At 69.6% G+C, this 17,276-nt stretch carries 14 protein-coding genes; 7 read left to right on the forward strand and 7 right to left on the reverse strand.

Going from position 1 to position 17,276, the window contains the following annotated elements:
- Positions 1–20 precede the first annotated feature (20 nt).
- Positions 21–1,529 carry a tripartite tricarboxylate transporter permease gene (locus tag AAN986_RS17075; protein WP_047217257.1) on the forward strand — a complete coding sequence of 503 codons (1,509 nt, stop codon included), beginning with the start codon at positions 21–23 and terminating at the stop codon, positions 1,527–1,529.
- 10 nt (positions 1,530–1,539) lie between these two features.
- Here AAN986_RS17075 and AAN986_RS17080 read toward each other — a convergent pair whose 3' ends face one another.
- The 7 genes from AAN986_RS17080 to AAN986_RS17110 form a co-directional block, all read right to left on the reverse strand.
- Entirely contained in the window at positions 1,540–2,757 is a 1,218-nt protein-coding gene (locus AAN986_RS17080) for a Fic family protein (protein ID WP_016453711.1), read from the reverse strand.
- 94 nt (positions 2,758–2,851) lie between these two features.
- Positions 2,852–3,895, reverse strand: a complete 1,044-nt coding sequence (locus tag AAN986_RS17085) for a transporter (protein WP_047217256.1) — start codon at positions 3,893–3,895, stop codon at positions 2,852–2,854.
- Positions 3,896–4,073: 178 nt separating this feature from the next.
- On the reverse strand, positions 4,074–4,691 hold the full coding sequence (locus AAN986_RS17090) for a hypothetical protein (RefSeq protein WP_016448183.1): 618 nt from the start codon (positions 4,689–4,691) through the stop codon (positions 4,074–4,076).
- A gap of 133 nt (positions 4,692–4,824) precedes the next feature.
- Entirely contained in the window at positions 4,825–5,538 is a 714-nt protein-coding gene (gene pdeM, locus AAN986_RS17095) for a ligase-associated DNA damage response endonuclease PdeM (RefSeq protein ID WP_047217335.1), read from the reverse strand.
- Positions 5,539–5,572: 34 nt separating this feature from the next.
- Positions 5,573–8,458, reverse strand: a complete 2,886-nt coding sequence (locus AAN986_RS17100) for a ligase-associated DNA damage response DEXH box helicase (protein WP_047217334.1) — start codon at positions 8,456–8,458, stop codon at positions 5,573–5,575.
- A gap of 22 nt (positions 8,459–8,480) precedes the next feature.
- Positions 8,481–10,172: an ATP-dependent DNA ligase gene (locus AAN986_RS17105; protein WP_047217255.1), complete on the reverse strand. Its 1,692-nt coding sequence runs from the start codon at positions 10,170–10,172 to the stop codon at positions 8,481–8,483.
- The gene (locus AAN986_RS17110) at positions 10,169–11,209 is read right to left on the reverse strand and encodes a ligase-associated DNA damage response exonuclease (RefSeq protein ID WP_047217254.1); all 1,041 of its coding nucleotides are present in this window, start codon (positions 11,207–11,209) and stop codon (positions 10,169–10,171) included. Before AAN986_RS17110 ends, AAN986_RS17105 begins: the two co-directional genes overlap by 4 nt.
- A gap of 224 nt (positions 11,210–11,433) precedes the next feature.
- On the opposite strand from AAN986_RS17110, the gene AAN986_RS17115 reads away from it, so the two are divergent.
- The 6 genes from AAN986_RS17115 to AAN986_RS17140 all read left to right on the forward strand — a co-directional run bounded on the left by AAN986_RS17115 (position 11,434) and on the right by AAN986_RS17140 (position 17,254).
- Entirely contained in the window at positions 11,434–11,697 is a 264-nt protein-coding gene (locus tag AAN986_RS17115) for a DUF2789 domain-containing protein (protein ID WP_034364437.1), read from the forward strand.
- Between the two features lie 193 nt (positions 11,698–11,890).
- On the forward strand, positions 11,891–13,123 hold the full coding sequence (locus AAN986_RS17120; protein ID WP_016448189.1) for a SpoIIE family protein phosphatase: 1,233 nt from the start codon (positions 11,891–11,893) through the stop codon (positions 13,121–13,123).
- 9 nt (positions 13,124–13,132) lie between these two features.
- Positions 13,133–13,705, forward strand: a complete 573-nt coding sequence (locus AAN986_RS17125; RefSeq protein ID WP_016448190.1) for a SiaB family protein kinase — start codon at positions 13,133–13,135, stop codon at positions 13,703–13,705.
- An 84-nt stretch (positions 13,706–13,789) separates the two neighbouring features.
- The gene (locus AAN986_RS17130) at positions 13,790–14,191 is read left to right on the forward strand and encodes a DUF1987 domain-containing protein (protein WP_016448191.1); all 402 of its coding nucleotides are present in this window, start codon (positions 13,790–13,792) and stop codon (positions 14,189–14,191) included.
- A complete protein-coding gene (locus AAN986_RS17135) occupies positions 14,191–14,949 on the forward strand; it encodes a GGDEF domain-containing protein (protein WP_016448192.1) in 759 nt (252 codons plus the stop codon). The genes AAN986_RS17130 and AAN986_RS17135 overlap by 1 nt, the downstream gene beginning before the upstream one ends.
- A gap of 28 nt (positions 14,950–14,977) precedes the next feature.
- Positions 14,978–17,254: an EAL domain-containing protein gene (locus AAN986_RS17140; protein ID WP_047217253.1), complete on the forward strand. Its 2,277-nt coding sequence runs from the start codon at positions 14,978–14,980 to the stop codon at positions 17,252–17,254.
- Positions 17,255–17,276 lie beyond the last annotated feature (22 nt).

Consider the following 17,276-nt stretch of genomic DNA (forward strand, 5'->3'; position numbering starts at 1 on the left):
CGCCGCCACGGAGCAACACCATGGACGAACTCCAATACCTTGCGCACGGCTTCGCGGCCGTCACCACCTGGCAGAACACGGGGCTGATGCTCACGGGCATCCTGCTGGGCATCGTGGTCGGCGTGCTGCCGGGCCTGGGTGGCCCCAACGGCGTGGCCATCCTGCTGCCGCTGACCTTCGGCATGTCGCCGACCTCGGCCATCATCCTGCTGTCGTGCATCTACTGGGGGGCGCTGTTCGGCGGCGCCATCACCTCGGTGCTGTTCAACATCCCGGGCGAGGCCTGGTCGGTGGCCACCACCTTCGACGGCTATCCCATGGCCCAGCAGGGCCACGCGGGAGCGGCGTTGACCACGGCCTTCACGGGCTCGTTCATCGGCGCCATCTCGGGCGTGATGCTGATCACCTTCCTGGCGCCGGTCGTGGCCTCGTTCGCGCTGCAGTTCGGGCCGCCGGAGTTCTTTGCGGTCTTCTTCCTGACGTTCTGCTCCTTCATCGGCATGGGCAAGGAGCCCAAGGCCAAGATCGTGGCCGCCATGGCCGTGGGCCTGCTGCTGGCGGCCGTGGGCATGGACACCATCTCGGGCGACCTGCGCATGACCTTCGGCTCCACCGAGCTGCTGCGCGGCTTTGATTTCCTGGTGGTGGTGATCGGCCTGTTCGGCATCAGCGAGATCCTGATGACCATCGAGGAAGGCCTGGCCTTCAAGGGCAAGAAGGCCTCCATCGACCTCAAGGTGGTGTTCAGGACCTGGGCCCAGCTGCCGCGCTACTGGCTGACCATGCTGCGCTCGGCCCTGGTGGGCTGCTGGATGGGAGTGACGCCCGGCGGCGCCGTGGCGGCCAGCTTCATGGGCTACGGGCTGGCCAAGAAGTTCTCGCGCGACCCCGACAGCTTCGGCAAGGGCAACCCCGAAGGCGTGCTCGCCCCCGAGACCGCCGCCCACGCGGCCGGCACCTCGGCCCTGCTGCCCATGCTGGCCCTGGGCATTCCGGGTTCGGCCACGGCGGCCGTGCTGCTGGGCGGGCTGATGATCTGGGGCCTGCAGCCCGGCCCGCTGCTGTTCACCGAGCAAAAGGACTTCGTCTGGGGCCTGATCGCCAGCATGTACCTGGGCAACATCGCCGGGCTGGTCATCGTCATGGCCACCGTGCCGCTGTTCGCGGCCATCCTGCGCGTGCCGTTTTCCATCGTCGCGCCCATGATCCTCATGGTCTGCGCCATCGGCGCCTTCACCGTGCACGGCAATGCCACGGACATCTGGCTCATGCTGGTCTTCGGCGTGGTCGGCTACGTGTTCAAGAAGCTGGACTATCCGCTGGCGCCCATGGTGCTGGCCATCGTGCTGGGCGACCGAATGGAAGACGCCTTCCGCCAGAGCATGCTCTCCAGCCAGGGCGCGCTGGGCATCTTCTGGCACAACGGCCTGTCCGGCACCATCACCACGCTGGCCCTGCTGATGCTGGTGTGGCCGCTGCTGGGCAAGTTGCGGGCGATGGTGTTCGGGGCGAGGGCTGTGGCGGCCTGAGAGGAGCCGTCTACAGCGAGTCAGCCTCCGCTTCCGGCCAGAGGCGGGGGAAGTAAAAACGCAGGGCGTGCAGCGGCACGCCCAGGCGCACTCTTCCATACGGTGAATCCGTCTCCAGCAGGCCGCGCTTGAGCAGTGCCGATACCTGGGCGGTGGCCAGCCGGTCACCCAACCCCAGCATAGCCTTGAAGTCGGCCCGATCCATCTCCGCCTGGGCCGCAAAAAGATAGTGCAATGCGCGCAATGCCTCGCTGCGCACGCCTTGGCGCACCACCCGTTCCTCATAGGCAAGGCATGCCGCCATGCGTTCCTTCATGCCGTCCAGCGACAGAAGTCCCTCCATGAAGCTCACTTGGTCCATGCACAGTTCCAGCACGTATGCGATCCAGTCGATCAACCCCAGTTCGGTCAGATTGCCACGGCCATCAAGGTCACCACGGCGCGGCTCGTCTGCGGCGGCAAGCAAGGCGTAATAGCGCTCCTGCGACCGTGCGAACCCCCTCAGGGGGGACCACAGACCATTGCTCAGGCCCATGTGGGTTAGTACGAGATGTGAATGCAGCCGGGCCACGCGCCCGTTGCCGTCCCGGAACGGATGGATCCAGGCCAGGCGCTGGTGCGCAGCGGCCATGGCCACCAACTGCAACTCGCCACGGCGCACGCCGGAGTAGAAGCTGGACCAGCGGTCCAGAAAAAATGGCAACTGCCCCGCTGCAGGCGCCGCATGCCTGCCCACGCTAACCTCCCGCGTGCGCCATCGACCCGGCTCGATGGCATCGTCGCCAAGGGCGCCGGCCTCCAGATCGGCCTGGGGCAGACGGGCGAAGAGATCCTGGTGGATATCGGCCAGCATCTGGGGGGTCCAGACCTGCGCATTCGTCCATTGCGTGGACCTGTACTCCAGTTGCTCTTCAGTGGCCATGTGCGCCAGCGCCAATCGCTGACGGCGGGCCTGATCTTCGTCCTGCGCATAGTCGTTGTGCAGGGCGCGCTCGATATCCAGCGGAAAGGTGTGCTGCCCCTCGATCCTGTTCGAGTAATACGAGTTCATGGCCCGAAGCAGCCGGCGCAGGCCTGGCAATGTGTCTGGTCGGTAGCGGCCGGCCAGCCGCTCACCCAACCTGATCAGGTCATGGGAGAGCTCCAGCAAAGGGCCCAGCTTGTGTTCCCCCGGCAGCAGCGGCTCCATCTGGGCAGGATGGTCGTAGAGCAGGAATTTTTGCGACATTGATCACCTATATAAGCAGCTGATTTATATAGATGAAATCCGTTTAGTGCGAGATATTTTGCGAGTTCTTCTGCAAGATTCCCTGACACGTCCCCTAATCCCTGTACCGCTTCTTGCGAAACGCCAGCCAGGCGGCGATGACGGTGAAGGCGACGACGATGGACACCACGATCCAGAAGCCGTGCTCGTGCTCGGCCAGCGGTATGCCGCCCACGTTCATGCCGAACAGGCCGGCCAGGATGTTGATGGGCAGGGCCAGCACGGTGACCACGGTCAGCACGAAGAGGCTGTTGCTGTTGTCCTCGTTCACGGCGGCGGCCACCTCTTCCTGCAGCAGCTTGATGCGGTCCTGCAGGGTCTGCATGTCGCGCAGCATGAGCGAGAACTCCTCGCTCGCTGCGGCCAGGCCGCGCCGGTCTTCCTCGCCCATCCAGCCGGGGGGCTGCTGCAGCAGGCGGAACAGCGCGGCGGGCTCGGGCGCCAGCAGGCGCTGAAGGCGCACCAGCAGGCGGCGCAGCCGGCCCAGGTGGGCGCGCGGATGGTGGTAGCGCTGGGCCAGGATGACGTCCTCGATATCGTCCACGCGCGCCGTGGTCTCGCGCACCACCTTGACCAGCACATCGGCCTGGGTGCGCATCAGGTGCTCCAGCAGCTCGGCCGTGCTGGCGGGGCTGTCGCCGCGGCGCACGGCGTCGCGCAGGGCATCGACAGAGCGCAGCGGCTGGGTGCGCGCGGTGATGACCAGGCGCTCGTCCAGGCAGATCCACAGCGTGGCGATGTCGGCCGAATCGAAGTTGAACTCGAAGTTCACATCGTTGAGCACGGCGACCAGGCTGTCGTCGGCGCGCTCGATGCGCGTGGAGGTCAGGCCCTCGCGCAGGGCGGCATAGAACACGTCGGGCAGGCCCGCATGGCGCTGCAGCCAGCGCAGGGACTGGGTGTGGGTCAGGTTGAAGTGCAGCCACAGGAAATCGCGCCGGCCCGCATCGGACCGGGCTGCGGCATCGGCCAGCCACTGCGCGGCGGATGGCGCCGTCACGGCCTGCACGCACTGGCGTGTGTCACTGAAGAAGCGCCAGCCGCAGATCAGGCCTGCGTCTTCGTGGGCCTGTGCCAGGGGGGAGGCTGCATCGGTCATGGGGAGGAGGAAGCACCTGCGGAAGTGGCCTGCCCGGGCCGGGCAAGTGCGGGATTCTTGGCTGCGTCCATGACAGGGATGTGACAGCCGTCATCAGACCGTCATGCACAGGCCCTTGCGTCCCCTCTCCGCCCCCTCACTGCCCCTGCTCCTCCCCTCCCCTTGCCGCGACCCTGCATCAGCACATCACGACGTTCTCCAGCGAGAACGAGAAGGGGCGGGAATTCGCCCCCGAGCCGCCGCCGCGCATCACGATGTCGGCACGGGAGATGCCCAGCAGGGAGATTTCGGTGTTCATCTGGGAGACGATGGCCGAGTTCATGATCTGGCCCTGCTGGATGTGCGAGGCCACGCCGATCCAGATGCTGGGCTTGAATTCGAAGACGGCCTTTTGCCGGGGGGCAATCGCGGTCTTGACGGCCAGCAGCCTGCCGTCCTTGTAGCAGCTGGCGTTGATGGCGCCTTGGGGCAGCGCGTTGAGCACCTGCACTTCCTTGGAGCTGGCGCCGTAGCCTGCGGGCGCCAGGCGATCGCCGGCGGTGGACGGTGCCATCTGGAACTGCTGGCCGTACTGCGCCTCCAGCTGCGGCGTGCAGTTGCCATGGCTGTCGCTGGCGCCGACCTGCAGGCCCAGCGGAAAGGTGAACGGATGGTTGTCGCCCTGTCCGCAGTACTTGATGACGCGCCACGCCACGGCAGGCGCATCGAGGTCGCTGGCGACGTTCTTCTGGAAGATGACGATCTGCGGGTGGTTCGCGTCGTTCGATTGGTTGAAGAAATTGAGTTGAACGCCCATGCATTCCTCCTGGTGGAACGAAAAGCGCTGCGGCATCCCCGGGCACTGCCTGCTGTCCCGCCACGCTTGCTGCGGGAGTCACTGTAGGGAACAACGGCCTTGCGGAGAATTACGCCCGATTACATCCCTGGGCTCACCCAGGCACGGCCCAGACCCGGTCCGCGCCCACGGCAAAGAGCTGGCGGCCTGGCTCGGGCGGCAGGCTGGCCATGCCGGTGAACAGGCCGAAGGCGGGCAGCAGGGTAAAGCCCGCGTGCACGGCAAAGCACGGCAGGCGCAGGGCGTCGCGGCCGGTGCCGCGCAGCACGATGGCGGGATGGACATGGCCGGCCAGCACATGCCAGGGCCGGGCCTGCTGCGCCTGCAGGTCCTGCGTTGGCGGCGGGGGGTGATGGCAGGCGGCGAACGGCCCCAGGTGCCAGGGCTCGTCCACGATGGCAAAGCCCAGCGCGGGCGGCGGATCGCCTGCGTGGCTGTCATGGTTGCCGCGCACCAGCACCAGTTCCACGGCCGCATGGCGGCTGCGCCAGCGGGCCAGTGCAGCCAGTACGGCAGGATTGCGTGCCTCGGCCGCGTGCAGGAAGTCGCCCAGCACCACGAGCCGCCGCACGGGCAGGCCCAGAAGAAGGGCCGATAGCCGCTCCAGGTTGCCCTGCGTGGTGCCCGCCGGCACGGGGATGCCGCGCGCGCGGAAGGTGGCGGCCTTGCCCAGGTGCAGGTCGGCGATGAACAGCGTGCCCTGGGCGGGCCACCACAGCGCATGCTGGGCCAGCAGGTGCACGGACTCGCCGGCCAGGAACATGCCCAGGCTGCCGGCCAGGGCGTCGGGGGAAACAGGACTTGGCAACGGTGCGTGGCCTTTCATCAGCGGTGCAATGGTTCTACAGCAGCGGCAAGGGCCGCGAGGGCTTGCGTACGCGGCGCGGGCGGCGGCTGGCGGCATCGGCCTCGGGGCCGTCGGTGGCCTGCAGCGAGAAATCCAGCGTGCGGCGCACGGCGGCCGTGTCCTCGTCCACGGCGGGGGGCTGGTCTGCCTTGGGTTTTTTCCGTGGACGCAGCGGCGGATCGGGCGGGACCAGGTCCTGCGTGCGCGGCTCGCTGGCTGCACCGCCGGCGTCTGCCGCCTCGTGCAGCTGGGCCAGCATGCGCGCGATGCGGTCGGCCAGGTGCTCGTTGGTGAGCTTTTCGCGAAAGCGCTCCACCATGAGCGGGAAGGCAAACGGGCTGGGACGGCGCAGCGCGCTCACCACCAGCGTCTGCGCCTGCATGCGGCGCAACGCGGCCAGCAGCTGGGCGACATCGAGTTCCTGGCTCAGCACTTCCTCGTCGGCCTGGCGCAGCAGCAGGTTGCTGTCGTCGTACTTGCGAAACACCTCGAAGAACAGCTGTGACGAGGCCTGCAGCTGGCGCGCACTGCGGCGCTCGCCCGGGTGGCTCTGGAAGATCAGGCCCGAGACGCGGGCGATCTCGCGGAAGCGCCGCCTTGCCATCTCGGTGGCGTTGAGGCTGGCCAGCACTTCGTGCAGCAGGGCATGGCGGGCTTGATGGGCCTCCTCGCCCGCCAGGTGGGCATCGTCGGCGGCCTGGTCCCAGTGGCGGTCCGCATTGGCGGTGTTGCGCGTGGCGACCGCCTGGCTGGCGGACACGCGCCCGGGCACTGCCACGGCCTGGGCAGGCTCGGCGCGCAGCAGCTCGGGCAGCATGGCGGCCCAGTCACGCTCGGTGGCGCTCAGCAGCTCCAGCCCGTAGTCGTTGACGGCGATGGAGAAGGTGCCCGTCTCGCCCTGGGCGGCGCGCCAGGCCAGCAGGCTGGCCAGGCCCATATGGGCATGGCGGCCTGCAAACGGATAGAGAAACAGGTGCCAGCCCTCGCGCGTGCGCAGGGTTTCGGCCAGCAGCGTAGCGGGCGTGGGCAGGGCCGACCAGCGCTGCTGCACTTCCAGCAGGGGGCGCACGCAGCGCAGCTCGGGCGAGTGGTAGTCGCCCGCTGCCGCCAGCGCCAATTGCTGCACCACGAAGTCGGCCAGCACGGTGGACAGCGGCATGCGCGCGCCGGCCCAGCGCGGCACGGTGGGCCGCGTTCTGGCGGCGCGGCGCACGTAGGCGGTCATGTCCTCGATGCGCACCAGCTCCAGCACCTGGCCCGCGAAGACAAAGGCATCGGCGGGCGACAGGCGCGACAGGAAGCTCTCTTCCATGCTGCCCAGCCGCGCGCCGTGCAGGATCTGCACGCTCATGCTGGCATCGCTGACGATGGTGCCGATGTTGGCGCGGTGCCTGCGCGCCAGCCGCGCGTCGGGCATGCGCCAGATGCCCTCCGCGTCGGGCCGCACGCGCTGGTAGTCGGGATAGGCGGCCAGCGAGGGGCCGCCGCGGTGCACGAAGTCCAGGCACCACTGCCAGACCGCAGGCGCCAGCCCGGCGTAGGCGACGGTGCGGCGCACTTCGGCATACAGCTCATCGGGCACGAAACCGCCGCCCAGGGCCACGGTGGCCAGGTGCTGCACCAGCACGTCGGCGGGCTGGCGGGGGCTGGCGCGCATTTCCACCTGCTGCGCGCGCACGGCGGCGCGGGCGGCGGCGGCCTCCACCAGCTCCAGGCTGTGCGTGGGCACCAGGGTGATGCGCGAGGGCCGGCCCGGCGCATGGCCCGAGCGGCCCGCGCGCTGCAGCAGCCGCGCGATGCCCTTGGCCGAGCCGATCTGCAGCACGCGCTCCACGGGCAGGAAGTCCACGCCCAGGTCCAGGCTGCTGGTGCAGACCACGGCCTTGAGCGTGCCGGCCTTGAGCCCGGCCTCCACCCATTCGCGCACACCCCGGTCCAGAGAGCCATGGTGTATGGCCAGCAGGCCGGCCCAGTCGGGCCGGGCTTCCAGCAGCGCCTTGTACCAAAGCTCGGCCTGCGAGCGCACATTCACAAAGACCAGGGTGGAGCCGGCCGTGGCCTCCAGCTCGCGCACCACGGCCGGCAGCATGGCCAGGCCCAGGTGGCCGGCCCAGGAAAAGCGCTCGGGCCGGTCGGGCAGCAGGGTGTCCACCACCAGGCGCTTGTCCACCTGGCCCTGGACCAATACGCCGGGCCGCGGCTGGCCATGGTCGTCCAGGCCCAGCAGGGTCTGCATGGCCTCGTCCAGATTGCCCAGCGTGGCCGACATGCCCCAAACGCACAGCTGCGGGCTCCAGCCGCGCAGCCGCGCCAGGGCCAGCTGCAGTTGCACGCCGCGCTTGTTGCCCAGCAGCTCGTGCCATTCATCGGCCACCACCAGGCGCACGGAGCCCAGCAGCTCGCGCGCATCGGCGCGCGCCAGCAGCAGGGACAGGCTCTCGGGCGTAGTGACCAGCACGGTGGGCAGCTGGCGCGACTGCGCGCTGCGCTCGGCGCTTCCCGTATCGCCCGTGCGTGCGCCCACGGTCCAGCGCGCCAGCGCGGGATGGCCCTGGGCCAGCGCCTGCAAGGGCGTCTGCAGGGCCTTGAGCGTGTCGGCCGCCAGGGCGCGCATGGGCGTGATCCACAGCACGGTGAGCGGTGCGGAGGCCGGTTTTCGTTTTCCGGTGTGCGCCGGCATCGGGGTTTGCGGCGGGCCCGCAAAGGCCTGCAGCGCGCCCAGCCAGACCGCATAGGTCTTGCCCGCGCCCGTGGTGGCGTGCAGCAGGCCGCTGTGGCCCTGGTCCAGCGCCTTCCACACGGCGCGCTGGAAGGCAAAGGGCTTCCAGCCCCGTGCGGCAAGCCAGGCGGTGGCGAGGGGATGGGGGGAACGGGTGGCCATGGCGCGGTGCGTCAAGGGTGGGTCACGGGTCGGAGTGCGGCAGCAGGGCCGCCAGCGTATCGATGGAGTCGGCCTCCTGCACAGGCTTGTCCTCGCGCCAGCGCAGCATGCGCGGAAAGCGCACGGCGATGCCGCTCTTGTGGCGCGCGCTGCGCGCAATGCCCTCGAAGCCCAGCTCGAACACCAGGGTGGGCCGCACGCTGCGCACGGGGCCGAAGCTCTCCACCGTGGTCTTGCGGATGATGGCGTCCACGCGCGCCATTTCTGCATCGGTCAGGCCCGAATAGGCCTTGGCGAAGGGCACGAGGGCCCGGCCCTCGGTGCCGGGCGGCGCGTTCCAGACGGCAAAGGTGTAGTCGCTGTAGAGGCTGGCGCGACGGCCATGGCCGCGCTGTGCGTAGATGAGCACGGCGTCCACGCTCAGCGGATCGATCTTCCACTTCCACCACACGCCGCTGTCCTTGGTGCGGCCCACGCCGTAGGCGGCGTCGCGGGCCTTGAGCATCATGCCCTCCACGCCCAGGGAACGGGCCTGTTCGCGAAGTTCGGCCAGGGCCTGCCAGCTGTCGCCTGCCAGCACGGGGCTGGGCAGCAGCGCCGGGTGCGCCACCAGGGCCACCAGCCGTTCCAGCCGCGCGCGCCGTTCATGCTGGGGCAAGGCGCGCAGGTCCTGGCCGCCCTCCTCCAGCAGGTCATAGGCCAGCAGCACCACGGGCAGCTCGCGCAGCAGCTTGGGGCCCAGGGTCTTGCGGCCTATGCGCTTTTGCAGGTCGGCAAAGGGGCGCACATGGGCGGGCGCCTCGCCCTGCTGGGCGGCCCAGACGACGATCTCGCCGTCGATCACGGTGCCCGCAGGCAAGGCATCGCCCATGGCCTGCAGCTCGGGGAAGCGCTCGCTCACCAGTTCCTCGCCGCGCGACCAGATCCAGGTGCCCAGCGCGTCACCGCTGCCGCGCCGCACGATCTGGGCGCGTATGCCGTCCCATTTCCACTCCACCACCCATTGGGACGGCGGGCCGAGCACGGCGTCGAACTGCTCCAGCGGCAACTGCAGCGGATGGGCCAGGAAGAAGGGATAGGGGTGGCCACGGGCTTCGCCCGAATGCGCGTCATCGCCCTCCTCCTCGCCTGCCACCAGCCGCAGGTAGTCGGCCGCCCCGGGCCGCGCGCCGATGTGGGTGTAGCCCATGAGCCGCTGGGCGATGCGCTTGGCATCCACGCCGCTGACGGCCGCCAGCGCCTGCGTGACCTGCAGCCGCGACACGCCGACCCGGAAGGCCCCCGTGATCAGCTTGAAGTAGACCAGCCGCTCATCGGCCGCCAGCCGCGCCCATTGCATGCGCAGCGTGTCCGCCAGCGCCTCGGGCGCCATGCCGCGCAGCGGCAGCAGGTGGTCCGTGACCCAGGCGGCCAGGCCCAGGTCGTGCGCGTCACCGGGCGGCGGCAGCAGCAGCGCAATGGTCTCGGCCAGGTCGCCCACGGCCTCGTAGCTTTCGTCGAACAGCCATTCGGGCAGGCCGGCCGCCTCGCGCGCCAGCTCCTTCAAGACCTTGGTAGGCACCAGCTGGCGCGGCTTGCCGCCGGCCAGGAAATAGACGGCCCAGGCCGCATCGGCAGGCGCGGCGGCGCGCAGATAGGCCTGCAGCGCGGCCTGCTTGTCGCGGCTGGCGGTGCTGGCGTCCAGCGCGCGGTAGAGGGCGGCGAAGTCCTTCATGGCGCGGGCGCCTCATCCGGTGCAGTCTGGGCGGCGGCAGCCTCGTCCTCATCGCCGTATTCGGTCTGGAAGGCCTGGGCGTCCAGGCCCTGCTCGCGCAGCCAGCGCACCAGCACGGCCACGCTGCCGTGGGTGACGAAGACCCGCTCGGCGCCCGTGGCGCCAATGGCGTACTGCAGGCCGGGCCAGTCGGCATGGTCGGACATGACGAAGCCCCGGTCCACGCCACGGCGGCGGCGCGTGCCGCGCAGCTGCATCCAGCCGCTGGCAAAGGCATCGGCATGGCCGGGAAACCGGCGCATCCACGGCGTGCCCTGCGCCGAAGGCGGCGCCAGCACCAGGGCCGTCTTGAGCAGTCGTGCATCCACGCCGGGGTCGGTCACGCGCAGCGTGGGCGGCAGGTCCACGCCTGCCGCGCGGTACACGGCGTTGAGCGGCTCCACCGCGCCGTGCACGACGATGGGGCCGATGCCGCTGTCCACCCCGTGCAGGATGCGCTGGGCCTTGCCGAAGGCATAGCACAGCAGCACCGAGGGCCGGCCCTGGGCCGCGTTGGCCTGCCACCAGGCGTTGATGTCGGCCATGAGCTCCGGCTGGCGGGGCCAGCGGTAGATGGGCAGGCCGAAGGTGGATTCGGTGATGAAGGTGTCGCAGCGCACGGGCTCGAAGGGGGTGCAGGTGCCGTCGGCCTCGGTCTTGTAGTCGCCCGAGGCCACCCAGACCTGGCCGCCATGCTCCAGCCGCACCTGGGCCGATCCGAGCACATGGCCGGCCGGGTGCAGGGAGATGCGCACGCCGTGGTGATCGATGGCTTCGCCATACGGCAGGGTCTGCAGCGTGATGTCCGCGCCCAGCCGTGCGCGCAACACGCCTGCGCTGTCGTCATGGGCTAGGTAATGGGCGTGGCCGGCGCGCGCATGGTCGGAGTGGCCATGCGTGATCACGGCCCGGTCCACGGGCCGCCAGGGGTCGATGTAGAAATCGCCGGCCGCGCAGTACAGGCCTTCGGGGCGGGCCACGATCAGGTCGGCGGGCATGCGGGATCGGGGAAAGCAGTGCTCATGTCCCCATGCTAGTGGGGCAGTCGACGGACGCGCGCTGGCCCGGAGCGCGGCAGGCTGTCAGCCTGCACCTACCCGCGCTGCCATGCTGCCGCAACTGGCCTGCGGCGCCCTGCAAATCGGGGAAGATAGCGCCCTGGCCCCTTCCTGCAGCCGGCCCGCCGGCTCCTTTTGATCCCACACGCACCGAACACGCCTCCATGAACAACTCCGTCGTCCGCATGTCCAATCTCTTCCTGCAACTGGGCCTGGATGCCAGCGACCAGGCCATTGCCGATTTCATCCGCGCGCACCAGCTGGCCGCCGATGTGGATGTGGTGGATGCGCCCTACTGGAGCGATGCGCAGCGCCAGTTCCTGGCCGAGCAGCTCAAGGCCGATGCCTCTTGGGCCATCGTGGTCGACCAGCTCAGCGAGTCGCTGCACGAGGACGCGGTCAGGCGGCGCGCCGAAGGCCTGAGCTGAAGCGAGGCTGCCTGTCCACCCCGATGGCCTGCATGGACGGCAGCCCCAGGCCGCGAACGGCCATGCCGCGCCAGGACGAAGGCTGTCGGCTCACAGTCCTCCAAAGAGGTGCCTGCCCCTCAGGCCCATCCGCGTCACAAAACTGAAACAGGGAAATCGTAACATTCCCTAACAATTTTGCGATGTGCATTCCATGGATGAGTCCCGCGCCTACCTGAGCGATTCCCGGCCCCGTTTCCGCCCACCCAGCGCCGCGGACCTGTGCACCCCCGTCCCCTGCATGACCGCCGACGAGACCAACGAGAAGGTGCTCGAGGTCTTCACGCGCCACCGCGATCTGGCCAGCCTGCCCGTGGTGGAGGGCGACCGCCCCATCGGCCTGATCAACCGCAGCATCTTCCTGTCGCAGTTCAGCAAACCGTTTCGCATGGAGCTGTACGGCAAGAAGAGCTGCATCGCCTTCATGGACAAGGAGCCGCTGGTGGTCGATGCCTCCACCGACATCGACACCCTGACCGTGAAGACCGTGGAGTACGGTGAAAAGGCGCTGACCGACGGCTTCATCATCACGCGCGGCGGCCTGTTCGCGGGCGTGGGCCACGGCCTGCAGCTGATGCGTGCGGTGGCGGACATGCAGGTGGCGCGCAACCGCCAGATCATGCACAGCATCGAATATGCCAGCGTGATCCAGCAGTCGCTGCTGCGCAGCTCGCGCGAGGCCCTGGCTCGCGCCTGCCCCGGCGCCGACCTGGTCTGGGAGCCGCGCGACGTGGTCGGCGGCGACTTCTACCAGTTCAGCCAGGACGGCGACGGCTGGTTTGCCACCGTGGCAGATTGCACGGGCCACGGCGTGCCCGGCGCCTTCATGACGCTGATCGCCACCAGCAGCCTGGGCCAGGCCATCAAGGAACACGGCCCGCGCGACCCGGCCGCGCTGCTGGGCCATGTGAACCGCAGCGTCAAGCAGATGCTGGGCCAGCTCGACGGCAAGGACGGCACGCCGGGCTCGGACGACGGGCTGGACGCGGCCTGCTTCTGGTTCGAGCCCGCGCACCGGCGCCTGCGCTTTGCAGGCGCGCGCCTGTCGCTGTTCCTGCTGCGCCCCGGCGCCGAGGCGGTGGAGGTGGTGGACGGCCAGCGCAAGGGCGTGGGCTATGTGGACAGCGAATTCGACTTCGCCTGGAACAACATCGACCTGGAGCTGCCCGCAGGCACCCTGGTCTTCACCACCACCGACGGCCTGATCGACCAGGTCGGCGGCCCGCGCGGCATCACCTTCGGCAAGAAGCGCCTGCGCGAGCTGCTGCTGGAGCAGGCCGGCCGCACGCCCGCCGAGATCAACCGCGCCCTGCTGGACGCCCTGCAGGCCTGGCAAGGCGAGCACCACCGCCGTGACGACCTGACCTTCTTCTGCTTCAGAACCTGAATGCCTCCCATGCCCCAAGCACAGATCGCCGACAAGTACGGCAGCTTCTTCCACCTGGCGCGCCAGCACCAGGTGATCTTCTACTACGTGGGCTACTTCTCGCAGAACATCGTCGCGGCCATGGCCGAGGCCGTGCGGCTGCAGCTGGAAGTGGCCGGCGTGCCCGGCCCCACGCGGCGCAAGCTGTTCTCGTCCTTCGTGGAGATGGCGCAGAACATCATCCATTACTCGGCCGATGCACTGACCCCGCCCCACCAGGACGATGGCGAGCTGCGCCACGGCGCGGTCTGCATCCGCCGCGAGGACGACGGCAGCTTCGTGCTGCTGTGCGCCAACCCCATCGAGCCCGGCATGGGCGAGGCGCTGCGCGCCAAGCTCGACGCCCTGCGCAGCATGACCCTGGACGAGATCAAGAAGGCCTGCCGCCAGTCGCTGCGCGACGACGCGCCCGAAGGCAGCAAGGGCGCGGGCATGGGTTTCCTGACCCTGGCCCGCGATGCGCGCGAGCCGCTGCAGTTCGACTTCGATCCCGCCCAGACCGTGGACGGTCGTCCCGTCTTCTACCTGAAAGCCACGCTCTGAGCCGCACCGGCCAGCCAGGAACGCTCCGGCACCGGACCTGGACAGGCCGGGCGCGCAGGCACGGACAACGCACCGAGATCACGCATGGACAACCTCTACATCGCTCCGACCCCCAGCTCCCCGGAAGTGGACTTCCGGTTCGACACGCACACGCTGCACCTGCGTGGCGAGTCCTATCCGGAGAACGCCGCCGCCTTCTATGGCGGCATCCTCACCCGCCTGCAGGACTACCTGGCCCTGGCGCAGCCCGCGCAGCAGCAGGCACCGATCCAGGTGCACATCGCGCTGGCCTATTTCAACAGCTCCAGCACCAAGATGCTGTTCAACCTCATCGAGGCGCTGAGCGAGGCCGCCGAGGCCGGCCGCACCGTGGCCCTGCACTGGTACTACGACGAGGAAGACGACACCATCTGCGAATTCGGCGAGGAGCTGCGCGACGACTTTGCCGCCATTGCCTTCACCGGCCATCCCGTGAAGGCCGCGTGATGGACACCGTGGCAGCACCCGCCGCCTGCGCCGCTCCTGCAGATCTTTTCGATGCCGAGCACCGGGCCCTGCTGGCGGCCCGCGCGGCCCACGAGCTGGGCGAGGAGGCCGGCGCCCGGGCCTGCCACCAGGCCCTGGGCGCGCTGCTGGCCGCCTATGACCGCCTGCTGCGCGAAACGCGCCGGCTGGTGCGCCGCAGCGACCGCGCCGAGCTGGAGATGACCCAGCTCAACCAGCGCCTGCAGGAGCTGGCCGGCGAGCTGGAGTACCGCGCCACGCACGACCCGCTGACCGGCGTGCTCAACCGCGCGGCCATCATCGAGCGCGTGAACCGCCACTTCACCCAGCAGGGCCTGGCCCTGATCGTGCTGGACATAGATCACTTCAAGCGCGTGAACGACAGCTTCGGCCACCCCGTGGGCGACAGCGTGATCCTGGGCGTGGTGCGCTGCCTCAAGGCCGCCGTGCCGGACACGGCCCACATCGGCCGCGTGGGCGGCGAGGAATTCACCGTGCTGCTGCCCCAGCACGACAGCGACGGCGCCGTGCGCGTGGCCGAGCAGGTGCGCGCAGCCATCGAGGCCCATCCCTTCGGCCTGCCCGACGCCAGCTGCATCACGGCCAGCTTCGGCGTGAGCTGGCGCCCGAGCGGCGGCCGCTTCGACGAGGCCTACAGCCTGGCCGACGAGGCGCTGTACGCCGCCAAGCGCAGCGGGCGCAACCAGGTCGTGCGCGCGGCAGACCATGCCACGGCCTGAGCGGCGCGGACACAGACAGGGCTGAGGCATGAGTTTCGTGATGCGCGCACGGGCGCCCAGGGCGCCCGCCCCTGCTTCCGCCCTCCTGCAGCCGGCTCTGCAGCCGCCCCCGCCATCGCCCGTGCCCGGGCCTGAATGGCGGGTGCTGATCGTGGACAGCGACCCCGATGTACACGCCGCCTTCCGCCTGGCGCTGGAAGGCCACAGCCTGTTCGGCCGGCCGCTGGTGTTCCTCTACGCCCGCTCCGGCACGCAGGCACGCAACCTGCTGCGCAGCGAGCAGGACCTGGCCGTGGTGGTGCTCGACGCCGTGACCGACGGCACGGGCGCCGGCCTGGACCTGGTGGACTTCATCCGCTACACGGCCGGCCTGCGCAACAGCCGCATCGTGCTGCGCACCGGCCGCCCGGGCCAGGCGCCCGATCTGGAAACCCTGCTGCGCTACGACATCAACGACTGCCGCACCAAGACCGAACTCACGCCCGACCGCCTGCTGGCCATCGTGGTGACCGCCGTGCGCTCCTACGAGCAGCTGTGCGCCATCGAGGCCAACCGCCGTAGCCTGGAGCTGATGGTGCGCTCCAGCGCCTCGCTGCTGGAGGAAACCAACCTGCACGCCTTCGCACGCGGCGTGATCACCCAGCTGGCCACCTTGCTGGGCGTGGCCAGCGAAGGCCTGGTCTGCTCGGAGGGCACGCACCCGGCCGAGCCCTACCGCGTGCTCGCGGCCACGGGGCCGTTCGCCCGGCTCATCGACCAGCCCATCGCCACCGTGCTGGCATCGAGCGGCCTGCGCCTGCTGCGCCAGGCGCTGCAGACCCGCCGCAACATCTATGGCGTGCAGCGCGGCGTGGCCCTGTACATAGGCCGGGGCGACGAGCAGGACATGGCCGTGTTCATCGACGCGCCGGCCTCGCACAGCGCACTGGACCGCCAGCTGCTCGAAGTCTTCTGCGCCAACCTGCGCACGCTGCTGCACAACCGGGGCCTGCTGGAGCGCCTGCACCAGTCCGCCTACTTCGACCCCCTGGTCTGCCTGCCCAACCGCGCCCACTTCGTGGAAAAAGTGGACGAATGCGTGTGGCGCGGCACGCAGGACCATGTGCTGGCCCTGGTGGACATCGACGACTTCAGCGCCACCAACGACGTGATGGGCCACCGCTTCGGCGACCGCCTGCTCGAAGCCATGGCCCGCCGCCTGGCCGGCGCCCTGCCCGCCGGCGTGCTGCTGGCGCGCGTGGGCTCGGACACCTTCGGTATCCTGGGCCCCACAAGGGAAGTGGCACTGGGCCAGTTGCTGGACTGCGCGCGCCAGCCCCTGGCCGTGGACGGCGTGCCGCACAAGGTCTCGCTGACCTGCGGCTACGTGCACCTGCCCCGTGAACGCCAGGCCGGCACCGACCTGGTCAAGGACGCCACCATCGCCCTCAAGCGCGCCAAGCGCGACCACCGGGGCCAGCTGCTGGAGTACTCCGAGCACATGGGCATGGAGGCACGCGACCGCGCCCTGCTGCTGTCCGACCTGCGCGCGGCCATCGACGGCGCCCAGCTCTTCCTGGTCTACCAGCCCCAGGTGGACCTGGAAACCCATGCCCTGGTCGGCCTGGAGGCCCTGCTGCGCTGGCCACGGCAGGACGGCAGCTTCGTGCCGCCCGACCGCTTCATTCCCGTGGCCGAGCATTCGGGCCTCATCGTGCCGCTGGGCCAATGGGTGCTGGCCACGGCCTGCCGCACCATGCGCGAACTGCTGGACGCCGGCCGCGCGCCCCGGCGCATGGCCGTCAATGTCTCCACCGTGCAGCTGCAGGACCCGGGCTTTCTGCAGACCGTAAGCAACGCCCTGGCAGAGCACGGCCTGCAGGGCGCGCAGCTGGAGCTGGAGATCACCGAATCCGTCGCGGTCCTGCCCACCCAGCTGCTGCAGGCCACGCTCAGCGCCCTGCGCACGCTGGGCGTGACCATTGCCATCGACGACTTCGGCACCGGCTACTCCTCCCTGAGCTACCTGGAGCGCCTGCCGCTGGACCGCATCAAGATCGACCGCAGCTTCGTGCGCCAGCTTGGCGAATCACAGGAGGCGCGCATCGCCGAAATGATCGCCCAGCTGGGCCGCAAGCTCGGCCTGCAGGTCCTGGCCGAAGGCATAGAGGACGCCAGCGCCTGGCAGGCCCTGCGCGCCATGGGCTGCCAGGAGGGACAGGGCTATCACATTGCCCGGCCGATGGACAAGGGCCAGTTGCTGGGCTGGCTGGGCCAGCGCAATGAAGCGCTTCAGCGGCAGCCTGGCACCTCTCAGTTCCCCTGAGGCGGGCAGGCCGCGTCCTGCT

Origin of the sequence: Delftia sp. DS1230 (assembly GCF_040112715.1) — a bacterium.
GTDB lineage: Bacteria > Pseudomonadota > Gammaproteobacteria > Burkholderiales > Burkholderiaceae_C > Comamonas > Comamonas tsuruhatensis.

Coding starts and splice junctions, on each gene's coding strand:
- AAN986_RS17075 (WP_047217257.1), top strand. CDS start 21: ATGGACGAACTCCAATACCTTGCGCACGGCTTCGCGGCCGTCACCACC.
- AAN986_RS17080 (WP_016453711.1), bottom strand. CDS start 2,757: ATGTCGCAAAAATTCCTGCTCTACGACCATCCTGCCCAGATGGAGCCG.
- AAN986_RS17085 (WP_047217256.1), bottom strand. CDS start 3,895: ATGACCGATGCAGCCTCCCCCCTGGCACAGGCCCACGAAGACGCAGGC.
- AAN986_RS17090 (WP_016448183.1), bottom strand. CDS start 4,691: ATGGGCGTTCAACTCAATTTCTTCAACCAATCGAACGACGCGAACCAC.
- AAN986_RS17100 (WP_047217334.1), bottom strand. CDS start 8,458: ATGGCCACCCGTTCCCCCCATCCCCTCGCCACCGCCTGGCTTGCCGCA.
- AAN986_RS17105 (WP_047217255.1), bottom strand. CDS start 10,172: ATGAAGGACTTCGCCGCCCTCTACCGCGCGCTGGACGCCAGCACCGCC.
- AAN986_RS17110 (WP_047217254.1), bottom strand. CDS start 11,209: ATGCCCGCCGACCTGATCGTGGCCCGCCCCGAAGGCCTGTACTGCGCG.
- AAN986_RS17115 (WP_034364437.1), top strand. CDS start 11,434: ATGAACAACTCCGTCGTCCGCATGTCCAATCTCTTCCTGCAACTGGGC.
- AAN986_RS17120 (WP_016448189.1), top strand. CDS start 11,891: ATGGATGAGTCCCGCGCCTACCTGAGCGATTCCCGGCCCCGTTTCCGC.
- AAN986_RS17125 (WP_016448190.1), top strand. CDS start 13,133: ATGCCCCAAGCACAGATCGCCGACAAGTACGGCAGCTTCTTCCACCTG.
- AAN986_RS17130 (WP_016448191.1), top strand. CDS start 13,790: ATGGACAACCTCTACATCGCTCCGACCCCCAGCTCCCCGGAAGTGGAC.
- AAN986_RS17135 (WP_016448192.1), top strand. CDS start 14,191: ATGGACACCGTGGCAGCACCCGCCGCCTGCGCCGCTCCTGCAGATCTT.
- AAN986_RS17140 (WP_047217253.1), top strand. CDS start 14,978: ATGAGTTTCGTGATGCGCGCACGGGCGCCCAGGGCGCCCGCCCCTGCT.